Origin of the sequence: Mycobacterium sp. 852013-51886_SCH5428379 (assembly GCF_001665575.1) — a bacterium.
Classification (GTDB): Bacteria; Actinomycetota; Actinomycetes; order Mycobacteriales; family Mycobacteriaceae; genus Mycobacterium.
In genome coordinates this window covers 39838-63171 of the sequence record NZ_LZSU01000023.1, presented here as the reverse complement: position 1 = coordinate 63171, position 23334 = coordinate 39838, and the positions used below count along the sequence as shown (strand labels likewise).

The window sequence follows — 23334 nt, the reverse complement described above, 5'->3', positions numbered from 1 at the left end:
TCGCCGCCTGTCAGCGTTCCGATCGGCGGTCGTGCGCCAGCGCACGCCACACCCGCGCGGGTGTCATCGGCAGTTCGGTGAGCCGCGCACCGCAGGCGCGGGCGATGGCATTGGCGAGCGCGGGTGCGACCGGGTTGTAGGGCGCCTCGCTCATCGACTTCGCCCCGTGGGGTCCGAGGTCGTCATAGGTGTCGGCGAAGTACACCTCGGTGACGGGCACGTCGGCCAGTTGGGGAATGTGGTAGCTGCGGAAGTCACGGGTGCGCACCGCGCCGTCGGCACCGATGAGCATCTCTTCGTAGAGCGCTGATCCGATGCCCTGGGCCACACCACCTTCCACCTGGCTGCGGCACTGCTCCGGATTGATCACCACGCCCGCGTCCGCTGCGTGCACGGACTGCAGGATCTCCACGCGGCCCGTTTGGGTGTCCACCGCGACGCGGAAGCCCTGCACGTTGAATGCCACCGACCGCGGGTCACCGTCGTGGTGGCCGTGGCCGGTCAGATCCGCGGGCAGGGCGGAGAACTCGACGAATCGTTCCCCACACTGCACGCCCTGTGGTCCCAGAGCGCACGCGGTCACCGGGACGCCGGCGTGCTCGGCCGCGGCCGACAGGATCCGGCTGCGCAGTTGCCTGCAGGCCGCGGCGACCGCACCGCCGGCCACCACGGTGCCCGCCGAGCCGTAGGCGCCGGTGTCGTGACGCGTTGCGTCGGTGTCGGATTGGTGCAGCTGCACCCGGTCGGCGGTGGTGTCGAGTTCGGTGGCGGCCAGTTGCGTGTGCGCCGTCGACGTCCCGTTGCCGAACTCCGCGGTGCCGACCCGCACCGTGTACACCCCGTCGGCGGACACCGTCACCGAGGCGTCGGCGAAGTGACCGCGCGGCGGCAGCGTCGCGATCATTCCCAGTGCCATGCCCTCCCCAATACGCCACTGTCCCCCCTCGGGCGGTGCCTGCCCGCCGCCAGAGCGCAGGGCGGTGCGCACCAGTTCGAGGCACTGGTCGAGGCCGTAGCTGCCGAACACCAGATCGTCGTGGTCGGCGTGGAAGTCGACGAAGCCGTCGCCGGGCACCACCACGTTGCGCAAGCGCAGCGCGAAGGGGTCCACATCGAGGTGCTGAGCCAGTTCGTCGAGCGCCGACTCGATCGCGAAGCCGACCTGGCCGAGCCCGTAGCCGCGGAACGCGCCGGAGGGAATGTTGTTGGTGTACACCGTTTGCGCGTCGACCCGCTTGTTCGGCACCCGGTACACCGACAGCGATTCGCTGCAGCCGTGGAACAGCACCCCGGCGCTGTGATTGCCGTACGCGCCGGCGTCGCTGAGCACGTCGATACCCAGGGCGGTGAGTGCCCCTTCCGGCGTCGCGGCGGCGGTCACATCGACGCGGAACGGGTGCCGGCACGGCGCCGAGGTGAACTGGTCGGCCCGGGTGAACTCGTAGCGGACGGGCCGGCCGAGGCGCAGCACCGCCAACGTCACCAGATCCTCGGTGAGCATCTCCTGTTTGGCGCCGAAGCCGCCGCCCACCCGGGCCGTCACCACCCGTACCCCGTCGGGTGAGAGGCCGTAGATGTGGCACAACTCGTCGCGCACCAGGAACGGCACCTGTGAGCTCGTCCGGATCACGAGGCGGCCGTGGTCATCTCGCCAGCCCGTACATCCGTGGGTCTCCAAGTGTGCGTGCTGCACCCGTTGGGTCCGGTAGCGGCGGCGCACCACCGCGCCGCCCGCCGCGAGCGCTGCGGCCACCCCGGCCTCGACGTCGCCGCTGCCGCCGTGCACTTCGGCGACGAGATTGCGGGCCGGATCGGCGATCCGCGCGACGTCGGCGTCCTTGTCGCCGTGCAGCGCGACAGCCCCCGGAGACCGCGCCCGCTCCGGATCGGATACCGCCGGCAGCTGCTCGTACTCGACGGCGATCGCCCGGCACGCCTCCTCGGCGATCGCCACGGTATCGGCGACCACCGCGGCCACCCGCTGCCCGACGAACCGCACTGTCCGGTCCAGCACGACGGTGTCATCAGGGTCGTCGGCGCGGCTCTCGTGTCGCGCGGTCGAGAACGCCACGGCGGGGCTGTCCCGGTAGGTCAGCACCAGATGCACGCCGGCGCGCGCCTCCGCTGCCGAGGTGTCGATGTGCCGGATACGAGCATGCGGCACCGGGCTTTTCAGCACGGCGAGGTGCAGCAGGCCGGGAGGCGCCCAGTCCATGGTGTACGGCTCGGTCCCGGTCACGACGCGCACGGCCGCAGGGGCGCTGACCGACCGCCCGACGCCTGATGGACCGGTCGGCTTGTCGACGTTGACCGCACCTTCGAGTGCATCGGTGATCGCTCGGTAGCCGGTGCACCGGCACAGGTTTCCCTTGAGGTGGTGCGCCAGATCGGCCCGCTGCGCATCGGTCAGCGTCGCCGCCGTCGTGATCATGCCGGCGGTGCAGAAGCCGCACTGGAAGCCGGCGGCGTCGAGGAAGCGGCGCTGCATCGGATGCAGATCCGCCGGGGTGCCCAGGCCGGCGACCGTGGTCACCGCACGTCCATCGGCCCGTACCGCGGGATAGATGCACGAATGCACCGCCACCCCGTCGACCAGTACGGTGCAGGCGCCGCAATCACCGGCGTCACAACCCTTCTTGACCTCGAAGTGGCCGTGGTCACGCAGGTGCGTGCGCAGGCACTGACCGGGCCGGGGCGGGCCGGGCAGCGGCTCGCCGTTCACCGAGCAGCTCACGACAGCTCCCGGCACACCTGCTGTGCCAGCAGCAAGGTCATCGCCCTGCGCCAATCCGGGACGCCGTGCGGATCGTCGGTCCACGCGTCGTCCGGGATCGAAGCATGCAGGGCGCGAACCTCTTCGGGCCGCGGGGGAGCCGCGAGTCGGAATACGAAGGGCCGCAACGTCGCCGCGGTCACCGAAAGGACGAAGCCGCCGCCGTCGGCTGCCGCGTCGCGCCGGCCGATCACGACCACCGCCGAACGGCCCAGGGGCGACGACGCCAGCTTGCGGAGCGCAGTGCGGCCGCGCAGCGCGGCGGCCGGCAGGTAAATCTCCCGCAGGACGTCGCCCGGGCCGAGCGCGTTGGCGCCGGGCCCGGTGACGAAGCGGTCGGCTGTCGTGGTCACGTCGCTGTCGTGCTCGCGCCACACCGTGAGCCGGCCGTCCAGCGCCGTCGCCAGCGAGATCATCGCGCCGGCAGGCGATGACAGACAGATGTTGCCGCCCACCGTCGCGGTGTGCCAGATCTTCGGCGAGGCCAGCAGCGCTCTGCAGCACTGGCCCAACAGCAGCGCCGCCGTCCAATCGCGGCGTTGGCCGGGCAACCGCTCCGCCGACGCCGCCAATTCGGCGATCGTGCAGGTCGCGGCCAGGCGGACGCCGTCGTCGTCGATGTCGATGGCTCGCCAGCCGAGGGCGGTCAGATCCACCAGCCGACGGAGGTGGGGCTGTGGTTCGGAGTACAGCCAGGTGCCGCCGGCGAGCACCGCGTCACCCGGCGACATCGGCCACAGCTCGGTCCTGGCCGCCGGCATGCGGACCGCGGAGACGGTGTCGAGGTCCATCTGCCGACGGTAATCACCCGCGGACCGGAACGCATCTCGCAACGCAGCGTTTATCACAACCGGATAACGGGAACTTCCGCCTGGTCAGCGCAGGATTTACCCCAGTAGGTGTGCCATGTATGAGCATCCCCGCGATGTCCGGTCCGATCACGCACAGCTGCGTGACGTCGTGCGGTACACCCTCGGCGTGGCGGTACTGGGTGCGGCTTTTCTGTTCGTGGCCGCGGTGTGGGTGAGCACCTGCGGCGGTACGGTCGCCGACCCGCTGGCCTGCGGCGTCCCCCAACGCACCCTGCTCGGTCTCGGTGCGCCCGCGATCCTGCTGGCCGGTGCCGCTCGCGCGTTCGCCCGCACCCTCCAGCACCGCCGGCGCGGCGACACGTGGACGGCGTGGCAGGCCTCCGGATGGGTGCTGCTCACGCTCATGCTGGTGGTGATCGCCGCCAGCATGCCGCCGCTGGCCGGTCCCGCCGTCTTCGGCTGACGCTTGAGCGCACGCCGTTTCGCCGGTGTGGGCGCCGGGTAGGCCTAGGTGTGCCGACCAAGGAGTGCTCATGAAGAGTCCGAAAGATCCCGTCGACCACGCGCGGACCACTCGCCCGCACGCGGGGGAGACGATGAAAGACACCACCAACATGCCGGCGCTGATCCTGATGGGGATCGCCCTGGCGTCGTTCGTCTCGGCGCTCGCCGCCCACGCGAGTTCCAACCACACCGTCGGCGTCGTCTTCGGCGCCATCTCCGCGGTCTTCCTCATCGCGGCCGGCGTGTGGTTCTGGGCGTCGCACAAGAGGGTCCGCAACATCGAGGAGCGCTGGCACCAGGAACATCCGGACGCGCCGCGTCAGACTCCGACCAGCTGATCACCACACGAAAGAAGCGGCCCAACCGAGAATCGGTTGGGCCGCTTCTTGTATCCGTCTGGGCGGATTACTGCTCGCTCTTCTGGCGCTCCTCGGCGGCCTTGGCTCCACCGCGCGCGGCTTCGGCCTCGGCCTCCTTCTGGGCGGCGTGCTGCTGAGCGTCGGCCTTGTCCTGCTGAGCCTTACCCTCGCGCACCATGTCGTCGCGACCGGCGACGGTGCCCACCGTCTCCTTGGCCTTGCCCTTCACGTCTTCGACAACGCCCTTGATGCCTTCTTCGGGACCACTGTTCTTCTCGGTCATGCTCACCTTTCGTCAGCGTCGGATCGTGCTGGGAACGGGGTGCCCGAACGCACGAACGGCTAAACGATCAGCCGGGCAGGGTCTCACCGCCGATCGGCGCCAGTACCTCCCCGCTGTAGTAGGACGACATCCGGCCGGAGGCGAAGAACACGTACGACGGCGCGATTTCGTCGGGTTGGGCGGCGCGGCCCATCGGCACCTGCTCGCCGAAGCCCTCGGTCTTCTCCTGGTCCATGGTGGCGGGGATCAGCGGCGTCCACACCGGACCTGGGGCGACGCAGTTCACCCGGATGTTGCGGTCCGCCAGGGATTGTGCCAGTGAATACGTCAGGGCCAGGATCGCGCCCTTGGTGGCCGAATAGTCGATCAGCGTCTTGTTGCCACGCAGACCGTTGATCGACGCGGTGTTGATGATGGCCCCGCCGTCGGGCAGATGCTGAAGCGCCGCCTTGGTCACATGGAAGAAGCTGTCGATGTTCACCGCGAACGTCCGCCGCCACTGCGCATCGCTGATGTCGGCCAGCGAATCCTGCGGGTTCTGGTAGGCGACGTTGTTGACCACGATGTCGAGGCCGCCCAGTTCGGCGACGGTGCGGTCGACGACGGTGCGGCACTGCTCGGCCTCGGCGAGGTCACCGGGAAGCCGCACGCAGGTCCGGCCCTCGGCCTCGACCAGGCGCGCGGTGTGTTCGGCGTCCTCGTCCTCGGAGAGGTAGGCGATAGCCACATCGGCGCCCTCCTTGGCGAACGCCACCGCCACCGCCCGGCCGATACCGGAGTCGCCGCCGGTGATCAACGCGCGCTTGCCGTGCAGCAGATCGCGGCCGAGGTAGTCGCGCATCTCGTCGCGCGGCCGGTCCGACATGTCGGCCGTGCGGCCGGGGTAGGGAATGTCGGCGTCGGGCGTCGGTGCCGGGTCCGGAACAGGGTTGGTCGTCGAGTCAGCCATGACGAGCGGAGTAACCGGGGCGCGTCGACCCAAACGGGGCCGGTCGAGACGCCCACATCGCGAACCGTTGTCCACGAAAAGAAAACTCGAACGTTCGATGTTTACCGGTGAATGGTTGGGATACGCCCGGCACATGGCCGGCGGCGTGCACTCGATTCTCGTGTGGCACGTGCACGGGTCGTGGCTGCAATCGCTGGTGGCCGGAGAACACCGCTACCTGGTTCCGGTCAACGACGCCAAGGACGCCGATGGGCGCGGTCTGCTGGGCAGGGACTGGCCACGCGCCGAGGAGATCCCACCCGACCGGTTGCGCGACGCCGACATCGATCTGGTGCTGCTGCAGCGGCCAGAGGAGCTCGACCTCGTCGAGCGCTGGACCGGCCGGCGCCCCGGCGTCGAGCTCCCAGCCGTCTTCGTCGAACACAACGCGCCGCGGCCCTTCGCCGTCGACAGCGTGCATCCACTGGCCGGTCGCAGCGACATCCCCGTCGTGCACGTCACCGACTTCAACCGGCTGATGTGGGACAACGGTGCGGCACCCACCCTGGTCATCGACCACGGGATCGCCGACCCCGGCTTGCAGTTCACCGGCGAGGTCGCCGCAGCCGCGACGATGATCAACGAGCCGTTGCGCCGGTGGCGGACCGTGGGCGCGGATCTGCTGCCCATGCTCGGCGCCCACGCGCCGATAGACGTGTGGGGGATCGGTACGCCGGAGTTGACGGACCGGGCATGGCCGGGAGTCCGCGCACAGGGTGACGTGACCGGCCCGGGACTGCACCGGGAACTCGCCCGCCGACGGGTCTACTTGCACACCCCCCGGTGGACATCTCTGGGGCTGTCCCTCCTGGAAGCGATGTTCCTCGGAATGCCGGTCGTGGCGGTGGCCACCACGATGGCGCCGTTGGTGGTGCCCGCCGAGGCGGGCGTGGTGAGTGCGGATGTCGAGAAACTGGCGTCCGCGCTGAGTGGATTCGTGACCGATCTGCCCGCGGCGTGCGCCGCCGGTAAGGCGGCGCGTGATTTCGCGATGGCGCACTTCGCGCTCGACCGGTTCCTGCGTGACTGGGACCGGTTGATCGGAGACCTCTGCGCCTAGCGTCGCGGGAGAGGATGCGATGTTGAAGATCGCCATGGTGTCCGAACATGCCAGTCCGCTGGCAGCGCTCGGTGGAGTCGATGCCGGGGGCCAGAACGTCCACGTCGCCGAGTTGTCCGCGGGGCTGGCTCGGCTGGGTCACGAGGTCAGCGTGTACACCCGGCGCGACGACCCGGATCTGCCCGAACACGTGACCACGCCGCAGGGGTACACGGTCGTTCACGTGCCTGCGGGTCCGGCGGAGCAGCTTCCCAAAGACGACCTGTTGACGCACATGGGTCCGTTCGCGAACTATCTGGACCAGCGGTGGCGCGCCGACCGGCCCGACATCGCTCACGCCCACTTCTGGATGTCCGGTCTGGCCACCCACCTGGCCGCGCGGGCGCTGGACATTCCCGCGGTGCAGACGTTCCATGCACTCGGTGTGGTCAAGCGCCGCCACCAGGGTGCCCAGGACACCAGCCCGCCGGACCGGCTCCGGCTCGAGGCGATGATCGCCCGCCAGGCCACCTGGGTCGCCGCCACCTGCACCGACGAGGTGTTCGAGCTGATGCGGTTGGGCCGCCCCCGCAACCGGACGTCCGTGGTGCCCTGCGGTGTCGACCTCGATCTGTTCACCCCGGACGGGCCGATCGCGGAGCGGACGGACCGGTCCCGCATCGTCAGCGTCGGAAGGTTCGTGGCGCGCAAGGGATTCGACGTGGTGGTGCGGGCGCTGCCCGCCATCCAGAACGCCGAACTCGTACTCATCGGCGGTCCCGACCGGTCCGTCGTGGAGGCCGATCCGGAGGCGCGGCGGCTACGGGCTCTCGCCGAGGAGCTCGGCGTCTCCGACCGTCTGGTGTTGCGCGGCGCCGTGGCGCGGGCGGACATGCCCGCACTGCTGCGCTCGGCCGACGTGGTCGCCTGCACACCGTGGTACGAGCCGTTCGGCATCGTCCCGCTGGAGGCCATGGCGTGCGGTGTCCCGGTCGTGGCAGCCGCCGTCGGCGGCATGCTCGACACGGTCGTGCACGACGTGACCGGCCGCCTGGTCACCGCGAAGCGGTCCGGCGAGGTCGCTGACGCGGTCAACATGCTGCTGCAGGACGCGTTCTTGCGCCAGAGCCTCGGCGCGGCCGGACGCGACCGCGCACGTGCCCGCTACTCGTGGGATCGGGTTGCGGCGGACACCCAGCGCATCTACGACCGGCTGGTCGCCACCCGATTCGAACAGCCGGCGCGGGCGGTTCACGCCACGACCGCGTCGTCGCGATGAGTTCCTCACGCGGACTCGAGTACGCCCAGCGCGCGTTCGACGTGCGAGGGGAGCCGGCGGCGCCCGGCCGCCACGGCGGGCAGCCGGAGCACGGCTTCCCCTGCGGCCCTGGCATGTTCGACATCCCGGACAGCGCCCGTGAGCAGGGCGCCCGTGGCGCGCAGGCAGTGCGCGGCCGGCCGGCGCAGCCAGGTGGTCAACACGTCGTTGCGCATCACCCGCGCCGCCTGGGTGGCCGTGGCGGCGCGCACCTGGGACGGCTGGTGGACGGCGACCAGGGCCGGCAGATAGCAGAGGTCCCAGCCGAACGCAGCCATGTCGACGGCGAGCAACATCTCCTCACCGCGGAAGTGCAGGATCTCCGAGAATCCGCCCGCCGCGGCGAACGCCGCCCTGCGCACCATCGCCGCGCACGACATGAAGCCGAGGATGGACGGTCCCGGCAGATGCGGCCGGCGCCCGAGCGGACTGTCTGCCAGCATCGCGGAGAAGACGTCCTCCTCATCGCGCGGCAGCACGAGGGTGCGGGCGGCCAGGAGACCGACCGAGGGATGGGCGTCGAACGTCTCCTCGGCGAGCTGCGGGGCGTCGGGTTGCCACCACGAATCGTCATCGCAGAACGCGATATACGGTGTCCGACTCGCCGCGACACCCGCGTTGCGGCCCGCGGCGCCGCGGTTGGTGTCGAGTTCTACGACGTGCACGCGGTCCGCTGCGTGGGAAGCGATGCGGTTGACGACCGCGACCGAATCGTCGCGGGAGGCGTTGTCGACGACCACCACCGGACAGTCGGTGGTGTCGAGCAGACGCTCGACCACACCGGCGAGTTCGGGGGCGCGATCTCGGCTGGCGATGACGAACGTCGTCCTCGGATTCCGTTGTCCCATGGTGGTCGTCCGTACCCGGGTGCCCGCCGCGCAAACAGCGTTTGCCGGATCGGCCGGGGGTTCCGGCGGCGTGACGCCAGAGTCGTTGCCCTGCAGTCACACTCGATACCCGAGGACTTCTGATGCGCATACTGGGAATCAACGCCGTCTTCCACGATCCCGCCGCCGCGCTGGTGGTCGACGGACAGATCGTGGCGGCCGCCGAGGAGGAACGGTTCTCCCGCCGGAAGCACGGTAAGCAGGCGGTCCCGTTCTCCACCTGGGAGCTTCCGGTGCAGGCGGCCCGCTGGTGTCTGGAGCAGGCGGGGCTGACGCCGGCCGACCTGGACGCCGTCGGGTACTCCTACGACCCGCGGCTGATGGACGCGACGACCGAGGGTATGGCTGGTCTGGACCGGGACTGGGAGTATCTGCGCACCCTCTACGCCGAACGGGCGCCCCGATTTCTGCAGAGTTCGCTGCCCGGGCTCGACCCGGGCATCGTGCGTCACGTCCGCCACCACGTCGCGCACGCCGCGTCGACCGGGCTGGCCTCACCGCGTCCCGACTGTGCGGTGCTGACGGTCGACGGCCGCGGGGAACGCACCTCGATGCTGGCAGGCACCTACCACGACCACAAGCTGGATGTTCTTGCCACCCAATCCCTTCCGCATTCGCTCGGTCTGTTCTACGAGGAGCTGACCGAACACCTCGGCTTCGCGAGGTCGAGCGACGAATACAAGGTGATGGCGATGGCGTCCTACGGCACGCCCCGCTACCTCGACCGATTTCGGGAACTCGTCTACGCCACCGGTGACGGCGGTTTCCGCACCGAACCGGTGGACTGGGAATCGTTCACCCCGAAGCGCAAGGCGGGCGCGGGCAAAGGCCACGCGCTGGACCGGCCAGACCCCGGGCACGCCGATCTGGCCTGCAGCGTGCAGGCGGTGGTCGAGGAGGTGCTGCTCGACCTGGTCGGTTGGTTGCGCGGTCGGACCGACACCGACAGCCTCTGCCTGGCCGGGGGAGTCGCACTGAACTGCGTCGCCAACTCGAAGATCTTCGCGGGCGGCGGATTCGACCGGGTGTGGGTGCAGCCGGCAGCGGGGGACTCCGGCACCGCGTTGGGCGCCGCGCTGTCCCTGGCCGGAGAAGCCGGCGAGCCGATCGTGCCGATGCCGTCGGCGGCGCTGGGCCGCGGCTGGTCCGACGACGAGATCGAGTCTGTGTTGCGAGAGGCGGCGGTGCCGTTCGAACGGCCCGCCGACTTCGCTGCGGCGGTGGGCGACGCGCTGGCCGACGACAAGCTGATCGGCTGGTTCCAGGGCCGCTCTGAGTTCGGCCCCCGCGCGTTGGGCAACCGCTCGCTGCTGGCCGACCCGCGCCGCATCGACAACCTCGAACGACTCAACAACGTCAAGGGCCGCGAACAGTTCCGGCCGGTCGCCCCGATGGTGCTCGCCGAACGGGCGGCCGAGATCTTCTCCGGTGGACCGATTCCCAGCCCGTACATGCTGTTCGTCCATGAGGTCGCCGAGCAGTGGCGGTCCCGGATTCCCGCCGTCACGCACGTCGACAACACCGCACGCATCCAGACCGTCGACCGCGCGCAGCTGCCGCTGCTGCACGCGACCATCAGCCGCTTCGCACAACGCACCGGCGTGCCGGTGGTGGTCAACACCAGCTTCAACACCGCCGGCCGACCGATGGTCGACAGCCCACGCGATGCGCTCGAGTGTTTCGGGAGCAGCCCGATCGACGTGCTGGCGATCGGTCCATTCCTGATCCGGAGGCCCGCGTGAGCGAGTCCCCAACCCCCGACTACACGATCGTCATTCCGACAATCGGGCGTCCGTCGATGCACCGACTGCTCGCCGAGATCGCCGGCCAGGACGGCCCGAAACCCGCCTCGGTGCTCGTCGTCGACGACCGCGCTCACCCCGAGCCACCCCTGATGACCGATGAGCCGTTATCGATCACGGTGTTGCGCAGCGGGGGCCGCGGACCCGCCGCCGCCCGCAACGTGGGGTGGCGCGCGGCAACCACGCGGTGGGTTGCGTTCCTCGACGACGACGTCCTGCCACAATCGGACTGGCGCTACCGGCTCGCCGACGACCTCGCCGTCGCGGAGGCCGAGGGCGCGGCCGGATCTCAGGCGGTCCTCGAGGTGCCCGCCAGCCCCGGGCGACGGGCGACCGACGACGAGAAGCGCACGCGGCGGCTCGCCGACGCCCGGTGGATCACCGCCGACATGGCCTACCTGCGCGCCGCCCTCGTCGAGGTCGGCGGGTTCGACGAACGGTTCCCGCGTGCGTACCGCGAGGATTCCGACATCGCTCTGCGGATCACAATGCGCGGCAACGTGATTACGCAGGGCACGCGCCGCTCGACCCATCCGGTCGCCGAGGCGACGCTGATGAGCAGCGTGCGCGCGCAGAAAGGCAACCGGGACAACGCACTCGTGCGCCGCAAGTTCGGCCGCGGCTGGCGCGCCGCCATCGGCGAAGGTCGCGGCCGGCTGCCCGCCCATACCGCGACCACGGCCGCTGTGGTCACTGCAGCGGTGTCGGCGGCCGCGGGCCGGCGAGGTGTCGCGCTGCGGGCCGCCGGGGTGTGGGCGGCGCTCACCGCCGAGTTCGCCGTCCGGCGTTTCCTGGCCGGCCCGCGGACAGCGGCAGAGGCAGGACGGATCCTGCTCACCAGCGCGCTGATCCCGCCGACCGCGGTGTACCACCGCCTGTACGGCGAATGGACGTTCCGCACCGCCCGTCGTGATCCACCGCTGGCGGTGCTGTTGGATCGCGACGACACGATCATCGTGAATTCGCCCTATCTCAACGATCCGGCCGGGGTGCGGCCGATGCCGGGTGCGGTCACCGCGCTGACCCGGTTGCGGAAGCGGGGGCTGCTACTGGCGGTGGTCACCAATCAATCCGGGGTGGCGAAGGATCTGATCACCGAAGACCAACTGGCAGCGGTGAATGCGCGGGTGGACACAGAACTCGGGCCGTTCGACACCTGGCAGATCTGCGTCCACGACGCCGGGGACGGCTGCGGTTGCCGGAAGCCGGCCCCCGGACTGGTGCAGGCTGCCGCCGACGCACTCGGTGTACCTCCCGAGCGGTGCGTGCTGATCGGCGACATCGGCGCGGACGTAAACGCGGCGCTGTCGGCCGGCGCCGAAGCCATCCTGGTCCCGACGAACCATACGCTGGCCGCGGAGGTCTCGGAGGCCCGCGAGCGTGCGCGGGTGGCAGAGACGTTCGAGGATGCGGTGGACCTCGTGCTGGGGAGATCCCGATGAGCAGGGCACTGGTGGCGCGGCTCGACAGCGCGGGGGACGTGCTGATCACCGGGCCCGCGGTGCGCGCGGTCGCCGCCGGGCACGACGAGGTGACGTTCCTGGCCGGACCCCGGGGCCGGGCCGCCGCCGAACTGTTACCGGGCGTCGACGAGATCGTGGAATGGCAGGCGCCGTGGGTGGATTTCGACTCGCCGGGGCTCACCGCGGGCCACGTCGATGACCTCGTCAAGCAACTCCGCGATCTGCGTCCCGACCGGGCGTTCATCTTCACGTCGTTTCACCAGTCGCCGCTACCGCTCGCGCTGATCTGCCGGATGGCGTCCGTGCCCTGGATCGGCGCGATCTGCGAGGACTATCCGGGCACGCTGCTGGACCTGCGCCACCACGTCGAACCCGGTGTGCCCGAACCGGAACGTGCTCTGTCGCTGGCGCTCGCCGGTGACTGCGAGCTCCCCGCCGGCGACGACGGGTCGCTGCGGGTGCGTCCGGCGCCGCCGCTGCCCGGTGACGTCGCCGCCCTCCTCGGCGCCGCTCCGTATGTGGTGTTCCACCCCGGTGCGGCGGTTCCCGCGCGACGGCCCAGCGCCGAGCGCGGCGCGGGCATGGTGGCCGCGCTGACGGCGGCCGGACACCGTGTCGTCGTCACCGGCGACGCGGCAGAGCAAGACCTGACCCGGGCGGTGGCCGGCGACGTCGCACTCGATCTGGGCGGGCGCACCGATCTGCCGACGCTCGCCGCCCTGTTCGAGCGCGCGCAGGCCGTCGTCGTGCCCAACACCGGCCCCGCTCATCTCGCCGCCGCTGTCGGCGCCCCGGTGGTCTCCCTGTTCGCGCCCGTCGTCCCCGCATCGCAGTGGAGCCCGTACGGCCGCACGGTCATCCGGCTGGGCGATCAGGACGCCGCCTGCCGGCTCACCCGCGCCCGGACCTGCCCGGTACCTGGCCACCCCTGTCTGGACGACATCACCGACACCGAACTGCTGGCCGCGGTCGAAGAGATTCGGAGATAGACCCATGATCGAGACCCACATCTCAGCACTGGCACACGCGCTCGAGCGCATCGGTGACGAGACACCCCGGCTGACAGCCTGGGGCAGACACCTCGCAGGCGTGCTCGGCTCGGGAGGCCGGCTGCTGGCGTGCGGCAACGGCGGCAGCGCGGCCGAGGCCCAGCACCTCACCGCCGAACTCGTCGGCAGATTCAAAGACGAACGTGTGCCGCTGTCGGCGATCTCGCTGCACGCGGACACCTCCGCGCTGACCGCGATCGCCAACGACTACGGCGTCGACGAGATGTTCGCCCGCGGCGTCCGGGCCCACGGCCGCCCCGGCGACGTGTTGATCGCGCTGTCTACCAGCGGCACCAGCCCCAACGTGCTGGCGGCGGTCAAGGCCGGTCACGAGATGTCCATGACGTCCTGGGCATTGACCGGTCCGGCGCCGAATCCGTTGGCGGCCATGTGCGACGACGCGATCTGCGTGGAGGCCGGCACCACGGCCACCGTGCAGGAGATCCACCTGCTGTGCGTGCACGCCCTGTGCATCGCGCTCGACGAGGTGCTCGGGGTCTCCCATGGTTGACGGGTCGCTGGTGATCGTCGGCGATTCGATGCTTGACGTCGACATCGAGGGCAGCGCAACGCGACTCAGCCCCGAGGCGCCGGTGCCGGTCGTCGACGCTGAACGGGTCTGGCACCGACCCGGCGGTGCGGGACTGGCAGCGGTGCTGGCCGCCCGCCTCGAGCGGGACGTCGTCCTGGTGACCGCGCTGGCCGACGACGACGACGGCCGGGCGCTGACCACACTTCTCACCGAGGCCGGGGTGCATGTGGTCGGCCTGCCGCTCACCGGGAGCACGGTGTGCAAGACCAGGATTCGCGCCGGCGGGCAGTCCATGCTTCGCCTCGACCGCGGTGACGGCAGCGCCGCGGGCGGTGCACTGCCCGGTGAGGTAACCGAAGTGCTGGAGCGCGCCCGCGCGATCTGCGTCGCCGACTATGGCCGCGGTGTCACCGCCCACACCGGTCTGCGAGATCTGCTGATCACGGTGGCCCCGCGGACGCCGGTGGTGTGGGATCCGCATCCCCGCGGCGCAGCACCGACGCCAGGCTGCCGGCTGGTCACACCGAATCAGTCCGAGGCCGCGAACTTCTCGGAACAGCGGGACAGCGAAGCCCATTCCGCCGAACGGCTACGCCGGCGGTGGGACGCCGAGGCGGTGTGCGTGACGCTCGGCGCCGCGGGCGCGGTGCTGGCCGCCGCTGCCGGCAGCGTGCACATCCCCGTCCCCACATCGGCCGGAACGGGCACCGGCCGGCGGGACACCTGCGGTGCCGGCGACCGGTTCGCTGTCGCCGCGACGCAGGCCTTCGGCGCCGGCGGTGACGCCGTCGCGGCCGTCACCGCCGCAGTGGAGGCGGCCAGCCGGTTCGTCAACACCGGCGGCGCCGTCGGGGTGTCGCGAAGCGTCGATATGGCCAACCGTTGGGCGGGTGGTGAATCCGTTGCACTGAGCGGCGACATCACCGAGGTCGGCGACCGCTTGCGTAGGAGGGGCGGGACAATGGTGGCCACCGGGGGCTGTTTCGATCTGCTGCACACCGGACATGTGCGGCTGCTCCGCCAGGCCCGTCAGCTGGGTGATGCGCTGGTCGTGCTGCTCAACTCCGACGACTCGGTCCGCGCGCTCAAGGGTCCGAGCAGGCCGGTGATGGCCGCCGAGGACCGCGCCAGGGTGCTGGCGGCACTGGCCTGCGTCGACGCGGTGGTGATCTTCGACGAGCACTCACCGGAACAGACGCTGGAGCGGCTGCGCCCCGACATCTGGGTCAAAGGCGGTGACTACGCCGAGAGCGACCTACCCGAAGCCGGCGTGGTGCGCCGGCACGGCGGCGAGGTGGTCCTGCTACCCACCGTCGCCGGCTATTCGTCATCGAATCTGATCGCCGCCGCGCGATCCCGACCGACAGGAGCTCTATCGTGACCACCCGACTCGGCAACGTGCTCATCACCGGCGGAGCCTCCGGCCTCGGCCTGGCGACGGCGAAAGCCGTTGCCGCACATGGCGGTACTCCGCTGGTGCTCGACGTGAACCCGCTGCCCGCCGACCTCGGTATCACCTACCTGCAGTGCGACCTCGCCGACACCGGTGCGGTCGACGCCGCGGTGCGCGGGCTCGCCGAGCAGGTCGATGGACAGCTGCACGGGGTGTTCACCGCCGGAGGCACCGACGCCTGCGGCAAGCTCGAGGACGTCGCGGTGAAGGACTGGGAGCGGGTCATTCACGTCAACCTGCTGGGTACCGCCGCGGTGGTGCGCTCGGCGCTGCCGTACCTCAAGGCGACCGGCGGCCGTATCGTCACGTGCGCGTCGACGCTGGGTGTCAAGGCCGTCAGCGACGCCACCGCGTACTGCGCGTCGAAGTTCGGTGTGGTCGGCTTCAGCCGGGCGCTGGCCGCGGAACTGGCCGGTGAGGTCGGCGTGACGACGCTCATCCCCGGCGGCATGCACACCGCGTTCTTCGACAACCGCCTCGACCAGTACAAGCCGCCGCCGGATGCGAAGCTCAACCGACCCGAGAACGTCGCGGAGACAGTCGTGTTCGCGTTGTCACAGCCGGTCGGCTGTGAAGTGCGGGAGCTTGTGGTCTGTGCACCGACCGAGTCCTCGTGGCCGTGACCGAGATGGTCCTGGTGCTGCGGGCGCTGGGGCTGGGCGATCTGCTCACCGGGGTGCCCGCGCTGCGGGCGCTGCGCCGGGCTCGTCCCGGCGCCGAGATCGTGCTGGCCACCCCTGAGCGGTTCAGCGAACTGGCCATGCTCACCGGCGCCGTGGACCGGGTGCAACCGACCGCTGGGCTGGGGCGGCTGCGGCCGCCGGACCAGCCGCCCGCACTCGCGGTGAACCTGCACGGGAGCGGACCCGAGAGCATCGCCGATCTGCAGGCCATCCGGCCGCGGTCGCTGCTCACGCACCGCCATGCGGCCTACCCGGATGTGCCGGGTCCGTCCTGGCGCGCCGACATCCACGAGGTCGACCGGTGGTGTGCGTTACTCGAGACTGCCGACATCAGCTGCGACCCGGAGGATCTGCGGATCGAACCTCCGGTGGGTTCCGAGCGTCCCGGCGCGGTGGTCATCCATCCCGGCGCGGCGTCGCAGGCCCGCCGGTGGCCCGCCGACCGGTTCGCCTCGGTCGCGGCCGTCCTTCGCGAGGCCGGGCGCGACGTGGTGATCACGGGCGACTCCGGGGAGACGGAACTCGCGCACACCGTCGCCCGGCAGGCGGGATTGCCCGAATCCGCCGTGCTGGCCGGACGTCTCGAACTCGTCGAACTCGTCGCACTGATCGCCGAATCCGCAATGCTGATCTGCGGGGACACCGGCGTTGCGCACATCGCCACCGCCGCCGGGGCGCCCTCGGTACTGCTGTTCGGACCCACTCCGCCGAGTCGCTGGGGGCCGCGCTCATCGGGACCGCACACCGTGCTGTGGGCGGGGGACAGCGGCGATCCGCACGCCGCCGAACCCCATCCCGGGTTGCTGCGCATCGCCGTCGACGACGTCCTGGACGCGGTGAATTCGCTCGATCGGGAACCCGTATGAGGGGGATGAACTCGCGGTGACGAATCACCCCGCCGTTAATGACTTTTCGCGACCTTGCGGATGAGGTTCGCCGTGCTGCGCTCCAGAATCGCCTGCCGCTCGTCCGGACGCTTGGCCCGTTGCGCGCGGCGGGCGCCCGCGGCGATCGTCATGCCCTGTTCGTATCCGGTGACCACCCGCGGATCGACGTAGGAGGAGCGCGCGACGGCCGGGGTGTTGCCGAGCGCCTCGGACACCTCCTTCATCACCGCCGACTCGACCCGCTTGATCACCTTCTTGTCCACCGGCGGATCGGCGTCGACGAACGCCGCGGCGGCCAGCACGGTGCCGTGCCAGGTGCGCAGATCCTTGACCGAGTACTCGTCGCCGACCAGTTCCTTGAAGCGGGTGTTGAGGTCGTCGGAGTGCAGTTCAGCCCAGTCGGGACCGTTGCGGCACGACAGGAAACGGCCGGTCTTGTCCGGTCTGCGCAGCAGTGCCCGCACCGAACGCACCACTTCCGGATCGTCGATGACCAGCGTGCGACGCACCCCGCTCTTGGCCGGGTAGTCGAACTCGACGGCCTGACGCTGCAGGGAGACGTGTTCACAGAGCAGCGTGGAGATCCCGTACGAGTTGTTCTCCTCGGCGTACACGTCCCCGCCGGCGCGGAAGTACCCGAGGTCCAGCAGGTGCAGCGCCACGGCCAGCACCCGGTCCCGGCCGAGCCCGCGCCGGCGCAGATCGGTGGCGAGGCGCTGACGCATCTCGGGCAGCCCCCGCGACATCTGCAGCACTCGGTCGAACTTCTCCTCGTTGCGTTCCTCCTGCCACTGCTGGTGGTAGAGGTACTGGCGCCGGCCCGCCGCGTCGGTGCCCACAGCTTGGATGTGGCCGTTCGCGTGCGGAGAGATCCACACCTTCTTCCACGCCGGCGGGATCACCAGATCGTTGATGCGAGTCAGCACCTTCTCGTCGGTGACGGGGTCGCCGTTGTGGTCGCGGTAGGAGAAGCCCTTGCCGCGCCGCACCCGGGTCAGGCCCGGGCCGGTGACTACGCTGCGCCGCAGCCGCATGCTCGCCCGCTCGGCTCGACATTCGGGGGTTTCACACCGGCTCGCGCCGGGGTATGGGAGGCAGACCATGGTGAGCAGCGGTCGGCAACCTGTTTCATGAACCGGTGTTACCCGGTCGAAAGTGCAGTTACACGCAATCACCTGCGACTTCCCCGAGTGCCGATGTCAGGCGCGATCCGGGCTGGGGTAGTCTCGCTTCGATATGTCGGGAGGTCAGATGGCCGAGGTCGGTAACTCGCGCGACGGACAGGCGGACGCCGAGCGGTCCGTGGAGCTCAGGGTCGCAGCGAAGCTCGAGAACCTTGCGGTGCTGCGCACGCTGGTCGCCGCGGTCGGCACGTTCGAGGATTTGGACTTCGATGCGGTGTCGGACCTGCGCCTCGCGGTCGACGAGGCGTGCACCCGGCTGATCCGTTCCGCGGTCCCGGGATCCACCCTCGTGGTCATCGTCCACCCGCGGGATTCCGAGGTCGTCGTCGACGCTTCGACGACATGTCAGAACTCCGACATCCTCGCGCCGGGCAGCTTCAGCTGGCACGTGCTCAGTTCGCTCACCGACGAGGTCCGCACGTTCGACAACGGAACCGGTCCGGGCGACGACTCCGTATTCGGTATCTCGATGACGACGAGGCGAGCGAGTTCGCTGCGGTGACACCGTCGTCCTCCCAGGGTTCGTCGCCGCGACAGAACTCTGAATATTCGGACGTGGCCGCCATGTTCCGCGAGTTGCAGGGGCTGCAGCCGGACACGCCGCAATTCCAGCGCCAGCGCGACCGCATCGTCGAACGCTGCCTGCCGCTGGCCGATCACATCGCCCGCCGCTTCGACGGTCGTGGCGAGCCGCGCGACGACCTCGTCCAGGTCGCCCGCGTCGGCCTGGTCAACGCCGTGATCCGCTTCAACGTCGACGCCGGCTCCGACTTCGTGTCCTTCGCCGTGCCCACCATCATGGGTGAGGTCCGCAGGCATTTCCGGGACAACAGCTGGTCGGTCAAGGTCCCGCGCCGCCTCAAGGAATTGCACCTGCGGTTGGGGGCGGCCACCGCCGAGCTGTCCCAGCGGCTGGGCCGCGCACCGACGCCGTCGGAGTTGGCCGCCGAACTCGACATGGACCGCGACGAAGTCGTCGAAGGCCTGATCGCAGGCAGCTCCTACAACACCCTGTCGATCGACAGCGGCGGCAACAGCGGCAACGAGGACGCTCCGGCGATCGCCGACACCCTCGGCGACATGGACGCCGGACTCGACCAGATCGAGAACCGCGAGGCGCTGCGCCCCCTACTGGCGTCGCTGCCCGAGCGGGAACGCACGGTGCTGCTCCTGCGTTTCTTCGAGAACCTCACCCAGACGCAGATCGCCGAGCGGGTGGGCATCTCGCAGATGCACGTCTCCCGCCTCCTGGCGAAGTCGCTGACCAAACTCCGCGATCAACTGCAGTAGGCCCGCGGGCGGCTACAGCCAACTGCGCTGGGCGTCCCACGCCGGGCCGGCGGCGGGCGCATCGTCCAGAGTCACCGTCGCTTGGATCAGGCCGTAGGGACGGTCGTCGGCGTGAAACACCTCGTTGTCGTTGGCCAACCCGAAGCGCTCGAGGTCGTAGCGGAAATGGTGTTTGTTGGGTGCCGACAGTCGCACCTCGACGATCTCGGGATGGTGGGCGAGCACAGCGCGGCCCATCTCGTAGAGAGTCTGCTGCAGCGCCAGTGACTGTATCTCGGCGAACTGCCGGATCAGCTGGGTCTTGACGCCGGTGTACACCGCGTCCCAGTCGAGGCCGGTCGTCGACCGGAAGCGCCACTGCGCCACCAGCGACGTCGCCATCACCCGGTCGTGGGTGGGTTCGAGGACCGTGTAAGGGTCGGTCAGGAAGCCGGAGAACTCCGACCCCGTCGACTTCAGAATCGTCAGATCCCTCAGCCCACCGATCACCCACTCGCCGGTGCCGTCGACGGTGACCGCGGCGGTGCGGATCTCCTGGCCGCTGCGGATCCAGGTGTGGTCGTGTTCGGTGCCGTCCACGACCACGCGCTGCCACGCGTGTTCGTCGATCTCGATCCGCGCGGTCTCGACGGGCCCGATGTCAGCGACGAAATGCCGTGCCAGGGCCAGGCCGTACTCCTCGATACCGCCGAGGCCGGGCTGTTTGGCGTAGGCGTAGACGGTCTGCTTCTGGCTGTCGGTCGGCAGCACCTTCGATTGATCACCGGATAAGTGGGCGCCGTCGAAATCCCCACGCAGACAGGTGGATACGATGACATCGCGGATCTCGTGGCGCGGGGTGTCGCGATGGATCCGGACCAGGTGGATCTCTGCCTTGCCGTACTGGTGGGGGCCCAGGATGATCTCCGACACGCTCAACTCCCTCGGTAGGTCGAATAGGCGTAGGGCGAGAGCAGAAGTGGCACGTGATAGCGACCGTCGGGATCGGTGACCTCGAACGCGACGACCACCTCCGGATAGAACGCCGGCACCTCGCAGGCCGCGAAGTACGTGGCAGTGTCGAAGCGCAGCCGGAACAGCCCGGACACAGTCCCGGTGAACAGCGCGCCGATCCGGCCGTCGTCATCGGTGACGCCCTCGGCGACCGTCGCCCCTTCCGCGTCGGTGAGTGCCACGGGTACCCCCGCGGCCGGCCGGCCGCTCACCGCGTCGAGGACGTGGGTGCTCACATGTGTCATGGGTCCTCCGCTCCGCTCAACAGGCGTTGCAGCCGCAGCCTGTTGATCTCTCCCAGCTCGGTGCGCACGATCCGGCGCTCGGTCTCGGCGTCGTTGCCCAGCCGGTCGGTGAGTATCGCCAGCAGCTCCTCAGCCGACCGGCCGCTCGCACAGACCAGATACACGTGGCCGAAACGCTGTTCGTAGCAACGGTTCCCGTCGGTCAGGCGGGTCTTCATCTCGGCGTCGGCACCCGCCACCGCCGACTGTTCGCGTGCGGACGCCGCATTGTCGGGGCGGTCGCCGATGCGGGGGTGTCCCTCGAGTGCGGCATCGATCTCGTCGTCGGGGAGCGCGGCGAGCACCCGGTCCGCGCGCGCGAGCAGCGCGGTGGCGTCCTCGAACGGCGCCCCTGCGAGCAGGCCGTGCACCCAACCCGGTGACGCGCACACCGTCGACAGCAACGCGATGCGCTCGGCGTCGGACAGGGCCGCCAACCGGGCATTGAAGCGTTCAGTCGCGCACTTGCCCTGCGACTCGTCCGGGGGCGTCACCGTTCCAGCATCCGGCAGGTCCACACTGGTCGCATGTCGACGGGAGTGACGGCGGCCGGGGTGCTGCTCGCGGCCGGCGCGGGGACGCGCTTCGGGATGCCGAAGGTGCTTGCCGGCGAAGGGGAGTGGCTGCGGATCGCGGTCCGGGCCCTCGCAGACGGCGGCTGTGACGACGTCATCGTGGTGCTGGGCGCCGCGGTCGTCGAGGTACCCGCACCCGCGCGAGCGGTGGTGGCCGACGACTGGGCGGACGGGCTGAGCGCCTCGGTGCGGGCGGGAATCCTGGCCGCCGGGGACGCCGACGTCGCTGTGCTGCACACCGTCGACACCCCTGACATCGGGGCGGCCGCGGTGCGCCGCGTGCTGGACGCGGCCGCCGGCGGAGTCGCACGCGCCGTGTACGGCGGCCGACCCGGCCACCCCGTGGCGATCGCCCGTCGGCACTGGCCGGCACTGCTGGACTCGCTGCACGGCGACCACGGAGCGCGACCGTTCCTGCGTGAACGTGACGACGTCATGCGTGTCGAGTGCGGCGACCTCTCCTCCGGGGAGGACGTCGACACCGCAGACCTCAGCGGGTGAGCGTCACCAGCAGGAGGTGTTGGGGCGGCGCAGTCCGAGCGAGACCTTGCTGTCGAGCGTGATCGACGAGCCGACCGAGGGGTTCTGGTAGCAGACGATCCAGTACGTCGCGTTGGTGATCTGCTGCGGGGCACCCGTGGTGTTGAAGACGTTCAGCGTGAGCGGCGCGCCGTCGGTCACCGCGGCGACTTCGTCGACGGCACCCTGCAGCGTCATGCCGCGGAAGTCGGGCATATCCCATTCGTCCTGGGCGGCGGCCGGACCGGCCAGCCCCACTGCGAGCGCCGGCAGCATCATCGCCGCACCGAAAATCGCCCCTACCCGCTTGCTCATGTATCTCAATTCCCCTCGAGTGCCATACCCCGGCCGCCGACGTTACTACGGCGACGACCGGAAATCCGGGATAGTCGCCGGATCGTCACCCATCCTGCCCGACGTCCGCGACGGCGATCCCGAGGGCGCCGGAAGCGAATCTGCGCACCGCGGCGGCGCCGGTGGCCGCCGCGTCGGCGTGCCCCGGGCGGGTGCGGGTGCGCAGTGTCGCGGTCGCCGGGTCGACGGTCACCTCGGCGAGCAGTTCCCCGGTGGTGGGCTCACACACCGCCCACGAATAGCAGGTGTCCGAAGACCACTGGGCGGTACGGCGGGTCACGTGGTCGGGGTCGTGCTCACCGAGCTCGGCGAGCGCGGGTCGGTCGTCCATCAGGGCGTCGGCCCGCAGCGCCCTCAGGTACCAGGCGCCGGCGTTGATCTCGACGGGTTGCATGCAGGTGAACTCTAATCCCGTGCACATCCGCTGCAGCGGTCGACGAGGCACGATTGATCATCAACCCCGACGACAGGATTGCCCATGCCGACCATCACCACGGACGACGGTGTCGAGATCTTCTACAAAGACTGGGGCTCCGGCCAGCCCATCGTGTTCAGCCACGGGTGGCCGCTGTCCGCGGACGACTGGGACACCCAGCTGCTCTACTTCCTCGCGCAGGGCTACCGCGTCATCGCCCACGACCGCCGCGGCCACGGCCGTTCCACGCAGGTCGCCGACGGGCACGACATGGACCATTACGCCGACGACCTCGCCGCCGTCGTCCGGCATCTCGATCTGCGCGACGCGATCCACGTCGGCCATTCGACCGGGGGTGGGGAGGTGGTGCGCTACCTCGCCCGCCACGGCGAAGACCGGGCGGCCAAGGCGGCGTTGCTGTGCGCGGTGCCGCCGCTGATGGTCAAGACCGACGCGAACCCCGAAGGTCTGCCCAAGGACGTCTTCGACGACCTGCAGGCGCAGCTGGCCGCCAACCGCTCGGAGTTCTACCGCGCGCTGCCGTCCGGGCCGTTCTACGGGTTCAACCGCTCCGGCGTGGAGCCGTCCGAGGCGGTCATCGAGAACTGGTGGCGTCAGGGCATGATGGGCGGCGCCAAGGCGCACTACGACGGAATCGTCGCCTTCTCGCAGACCGACTTCACCGAGGATCTGAAGAAGATCACCCTGCCGGTGCTGGTGGTACACAGCGAAGACGATCAGATCGTGCCCTACGTCGCGGCCGGCCCGAAGTCCGCCGACCTGCTGGTCAACGGAACCCTCAAGACCTACAAGGATCTGCCGCACGGTCTGCCGACCACCCACGCCGACGTGGTGAATCCGGAGTTGCTGGCGTTCTTCCGGTCCTGA

26 protein-coding genes are annotated in these 23334 nt (G+C 70.1%); 15 read left to right on the top strand and 11 right to left on the bottom strand.

What is annotated here, in order from left to right:
* Positions 1-10: 10 nt before the first annotated feature.
* Both A5757_RS11695 and A5757_RS11690 read right to left on the bottom strand, forming a co-directional pair.
* Positions 11-2734, bottom strand: coding sequence for a molybdopterin cofactor-binding domain-containing protein (locus A5757_RS11695; RefSeq protein ID WP_066833583.1), 2724 nt, complete (start codon positions 2732-2734; stop codon positions 11-13).
* Positions 2731-3564 carry an FAD binding domain-containing protein gene (locus tag A5757_RS11690; RefSeq protein WP_066833490.1) on the bottom strand — a complete coding sequence of 278 codons (834 nt, stop codon included), beginning with the start codon at positions 3562-3564 and terminating at the stop codon, positions 2731-2733. Before A5757_RS11690 ends, A5757_RS11695 begins: the two co-directional genes overlap by 4 nt.
* 115 nt (positions 3565-3679) lie before the next feature.
* On the opposite strand from A5757_RS11690, the gene A5757_RS11685 reads away from it, so the two are divergent.
* Both A5757_RS11685 and usfY read left to right on the top strand, forming a co-directional pair.
* Positions 3680-4048, top strand: coding sequence for a hypothetical protein (locus A5757_RS11685; RefSeq protein ID WP_066833482.1), 369 nt, complete (start codon positions 3680-3682; stop codon positions 4046-4048).
* A 70-nt stretch (positions 4049-4118) separates the two neighbouring features.
* Entirely contained in the window at positions 4119-4427 is a 309-nt protein-coding gene (usfY, locus tag A5757_RS11680) for a protein UsfY (protein WP_066833478.1), read from the top strand.
* Positions 4428-4494: 67 nt separating this feature from the next.
* Here the strand turns inward: usfY and A5757_RS11675 are convergent, their stop codons facing one another.
* Both A5757_RS11675 and A5757_RS11670 read right to left on the bottom strand, forming a co-directional pair.
* Positions 4495-4731 (bottom strand): CsbD family protein, encoded by a 237-nt coding sequence (locus A5757_RS11675; RefSeq protein ID WP_066833476.1) that lies wholly within the window; start codon positions 4729-4731, stop codon positions 4495-4497.
* Positions 4732-4798: 67 nt separating this feature from the next.
* The gene (locus A5757_RS11670; RefSeq protein ID WP_066833473.1) at positions 4799-5680 is read right to left on the bottom strand and encodes an SDR family oxidoreductase; all 882 of its coding nucleotides are present in this window, start codon (positions 5678-5680) and stop codon (positions 4799-4801) included.
* Between the two features lie 133 nt (positions 5681-5813).
* On the opposite strand from A5757_RS11670, the gene A5757_RS11665 reads away from it, so the two are divergent.
* Positions 5814-6779: a glycosyltransferase gene (locus A5757_RS11665; protein ID WP_066833470.1), complete on the top strand. Its 966-nt coding sequence runs from the start codon at positions 5814-5816 to the stop codon at positions 6777-6779.
* Positions 6780-6801: 22 nt separating this feature from the next.
* Positions 6802-8037, top strand: coding sequence for a glycosyltransferase (locus A5757_RS11660; RefSeq protein WP_066833576.1), 1236 nt, complete (start codon positions 6802-6804; stop codon positions 8035-8037).
* 5 nt (positions 8038-8042) lie between these two features.
* Here A5757_RS11660 and A5757_RS11655 read toward each other — a convergent pair whose 3' ends face one another.
* On the bottom strand, positions 8043-8924 hold the full coding sequence (locus A5757_RS11655; RefSeq protein WP_066833467.1) for a glycosyltransferase family 2 protein: 882 nt from the start codon (positions 8922-8924) through the stop codon (positions 8043-8045).
* 122 nt (positions 8925-9046) lie between these two features.
* On the opposite strand from A5757_RS11655, the gene A5757_RS11650 reads away from it, so the two are divergent.
* The 7 genes from A5757_RS11650 to A5757_RS11620 are packed head-to-tail and all read left to right on the top strand — an operon-like array spanning position 9047 to position 16811.
* Positions 9047-10705, top strand: coding sequence for a carbamoyltransferase C-terminal domain-containing protein (locus A5757_RS11650; protein ID WP_066833464.1), 1659 nt, complete (start codon positions 9047-9049; stop codon positions 10703-10705).
* On the top strand, positions 10702-12207 hold the full coding sequence (locus A5757_RS11645; protein WP_082929423.1) for an HAD-IIIA family hydrolase: 1506 nt from the start codon (positions 10702-10704) through the stop codon (positions 12205-12207). The genes A5757_RS11650 and A5757_RS11645 overlap by 4 nt, the downstream gene beginning before the upstream one ends.
* Entirely contained in the window at positions 12204-13217 is a 1014-nt protein-coding gene (locus A5757_RS11640) for a glycosyltransferase family 9 protein (RefSeq protein ID WP_066833461.1), read from the top strand. The genes A5757_RS11645 and A5757_RS11640 overlap by 4 nt, the downstream gene beginning before the upstream one ends.
* Positions 13218-13221: 4 nt before the next feature.
* Positions 13222-13788, top strand: a complete 567-nt coding sequence (locus tag A5757_RS11635; protein WP_066833457.1) for an SIS domain-containing protein — start codon at positions 13222-13224, stop codon at positions 13786-13788.
* Entirely contained in the window at positions 13781-15190 is a 1410-nt protein-coding gene (locus tag A5757_RS11630; protein WP_066833454.1) for a PfkB family carbohydrate kinase, read from the top strand. Before A5757_RS11635 ends, A5757_RS11630 begins: the two co-directional genes overlap by 8 nt.
* A complete protein-coding gene (locus tag A5757_RS11625; protein ID WP_066833451.1) occupies positions 15187-15885 on the top strand; it encodes an SDR family oxidoreductase in 699 nt (232 codons plus the stop codon). Before A5757_RS11630 ends, A5757_RS11625 begins: the two co-directional genes overlap by 4 nt.
* 5 nt (positions 15886-15890) lie before the next feature.
* Positions 15891-16811 carry a glycosyltransferase family 9 protein gene (locus A5757_RS11620; RefSeq protein ID WP_066833566.1) on the top strand — a complete coding sequence of 307 codons (921 nt, stop codon included), beginning with the start codon at positions 15891-15893 and terminating at the stop codon, positions 16809-16811.
* A gap of 35 nt (positions 16812-16846) precedes the next feature.
* On the opposite strand, the gene A5757_RS11615 is transcribed toward A5757_RS11620, so the two are convergent.
* Positions 16847-17866 carry a DNA topoisomerase IB gene (locus A5757_RS11615; RefSeq protein ID WP_066833448.1) on the bottom strand — a complete coding sequence of 340 codons (1020 nt, stop codon included), beginning with the start codon at positions 17864-17866 and terminating at the stop codon, positions 16847-16849.
* Between the two features lie 217 nt (positions 17867-18083).
* Here A5757_RS11615 and A5757_RS11610 point away from each other — a divergent pair, with 217 nt between their 5' ends.
* Both A5757_RS11610 and A5757_RS11605 read left to right on the top strand, forming a co-directional pair.
* On the top strand, positions 18084-18518 hold the full coding sequence (locus A5757_RS11610; RefSeq protein ID WP_066833445.1) for an ATP-binding protein: 435 nt from the start codon (positions 18084-18086) through the stop codon (positions 18516-18518).
* Positions 18515-19306, top strand: coding sequence for an RNA polymerase sigma factor SigF (locus A5757_RS11605; protein WP_066833442.1), 792 nt, complete (start codon positions 18515-18517; stop codon positions 19304-19306). Before A5757_RS11610 ends, A5757_RS11605 begins: the two co-directional genes overlap by 4 nt.
* Before the next feature lie 12 nt (positions 19307-19318).
* On the opposite strand, the gene pucL is transcribed toward A5757_RS11605, so the two are convergent.
* The 3 genes from pucL to uraD are packed head-to-tail and all read right to left on the bottom strand — an operon-like array spanning position 19319 to position 21020.
* A complete protein-coding gene (gene pucL / locus A5757_RS11600) occupies positions 19319-20218 on the bottom strand; it encodes a factor-independent urate hydroxylase (RefSeq protein WP_066833439.1) in 900 nt (299 codons plus the stop codon).
* A gap of 2 nt (positions 20219-20220) precedes the next feature.
* Positions 20221-20544 (bottom strand): hydroxyisourate hydrolase, encoded by a 324-nt coding sequence (gene uraH, locus A5757_RS11595; RefSeq protein ID WP_066833436.1) that lies wholly within the window; start codon positions 20542-20544, stop codon positions 20221-20223.
* Positions 20541-21020, bottom strand: coding sequence for a 2-oxo-4-hydroxy-4-carboxy-5-ureidoimidazoline decarboxylase (gene uraD / locus A5757_RS11590; RefSeq protein ID WP_082929424.1), 480 nt, complete (start codon positions 21018-21020; stop codon positions 20541-20543). Before uraD ends, uraH begins: the two co-directional genes overlap by 4 nt.
* Positions 21021-21110: 90 nt before the next feature.
* Here uraD and A5757_RS11585 point away from each other — a divergent pair, with 90 nt between their 5' ends.
* Positions 21111-21659, top strand: a complete 549-nt coding sequence (locus A5757_RS11585; RefSeq protein WP_066833433.1) for an NTP transferase domain-containing protein — start codon at positions 21111-21113, stop codon at positions 21657-21659.
* Between the two features lie 3 nt (positions 21660-21662).
* Here the strand turns inward: A5757_RS11585 and A5757_RS11580 are convergent, their stop codons facing one another.
* Both A5757_RS11580 and A5757_RS11575 read right to left on the bottom strand, forming a co-directional pair.
* Entirely contained in the window at positions 21663-21992 is a 330-nt protein-coding gene (locus A5757_RS11580) for a hypothetical protein (protein ID WP_066833430.1), read from the bottom strand.
* 85 nt (positions 21993-22077) lie between these two features.
* Complete coding sequence (locus A5757_RS11575) at positions 22078-22425, bottom strand: hypothetical protein (RefSeq protein ID WP_066833546.1); 348 nt, start codon at positions 22423-22425, stop codon at positions 22078-22080.
* 84 nt (positions 22426-22509) lie between these two features.
* Between A5757_RS11575 and A5757_RS11570 the strand changes: the two genes are divergently transcribed.
* Positions 22510-23334, top strand: a complete 825-nt coding sequence (locus tag A5757_RS11570; RefSeq protein ID WP_066833427.1) for an alpha/beta fold hydrolase — start codon at positions 22510-22512, stop codon at positions 23332-23334.

Coding starts and splice junctions, on each gene's coding strand:
- A5757_RS11690 (WP_066833490.1), bottom strand. CDS start 3,564: ATGGACCTCGACACCGTCTCCGCGGTCCGCATGCCGGCGGCCAGGACC.
- A5757_RS11685 (WP_066833482.1), top strand. CDS start 3,680: ATGTATGAGCATCCCCGCGATGTCCGGTCCGATCACGCACAGCTGCGT.
- usfY (WP_066833478.1), top strand. CDS start 4,119: ATGAAGAGTCCGAAAGATCCCGTCGACCACGCGCGGACCACTCGCCCG.
- A5757_RS11675 (WP_066833476.1), bottom strand. CDS start 4,731: ATGACCGAGAAGAACAGTGGTCCCGAAGAAGGCATCAAGGGCGTTGTC.
- A5757_RS11670 (WP_066833473.1), bottom strand. CDS start 5,680: ATGGCTGACTCGACGACCAACCCTGTTCCGGACCCGGCACCGACGCCC.
- A5757_RS11665 (WP_066833470.1), top strand. CDS start 5,814: ATGGCCGGCGGCGTGCACTCGATTCTCGTGTGGCACGTGCACGGGTCG.
- A5757_RS11655 (WP_066833467.1), bottom strand. CDS start 8,924: ATGGGACAACGGAATCCGAGGACGACGTTCGTCATCGCCAGCCGAGAT.
- A5757_RS11650 (WP_066833464.1), top strand. CDS start 9,047: ATGCGCATACTGGGAATCAACGCCGTCTTCCACGATCCCGCCGCCGCG.
- A5757_RS11640 (WP_066833461.1), top strand. CDS start 12,204: ATGAGCAGGGCACTGGTGGCGCGGCTCGACAGCGCGGGGGACGTGCTG.
- A5757_RS11635 (WP_066833457.1), top strand. CDS start 13,222: ATGATCGAGACCCACATCTCAGCACTGGCACACGCGCTCGAGCGCATC.
- A5757_RS11630 (WP_066833454.1), top strand. CDS start 13,781: ATGGTTGACGGGTCGCTGGTGATCGTCGGCGATTCGATGCTTGACGTC.
- A5757_RS11620 (WP_066833566.1), top strand. CDS start 15,891: ATGGTCCTGGTGCTGCGGGCGCTGGGGCTGGGCGATCTGCTCACCGGG.
- A5757_RS11615 (WP_066833448.1), bottom strand. CDS start 17,866: ATGCGGCTGCGGCGCAGCGTAGTCACCGGCCCGGGCCTGACCCGGGTG.
- A5757_RS11610 (WP_066833445.1), top strand. CDS start 18,084: ATGGCCGAGGTCGGTAACTCGCGCGACGGACAGGCGGACGCCGAGCGG.
- uraH (WP_066833436.1), bottom strand. CDS start 20,544: ATGACACATGTGAGCACCCACGTCCTCGACGCGGTGAGCGGCCGGCCG.
- A5757_RS11585 (WP_066833433.1), top strand. CDS start 21,111: ATGTCGACGGGAGTGACGGCGGCCGGGGTGCTGCTCGCGGCCGGCGCG.
- A5757_RS11580 (WP_066833430.1), bottom strand. CDS start 21,992: ATGAGCAAGCGGGTAGGGGCGATTTTCGGTGCGGCGATGATGCTGCCG.
- A5757_RS11575 (WP_066833546.1), bottom strand. CDS start 22,425: ATGCAACCCGTCGAGATCAACGCCGGCGCCTGGTACCTGAGGGCGCTG.
- A5757_RS11570 (WP_066833427.1), top strand. CDS start 22,510: ATGCCGACCATCACCACGGACGACGGTGTCGAGATCTTCTACAAAGAC.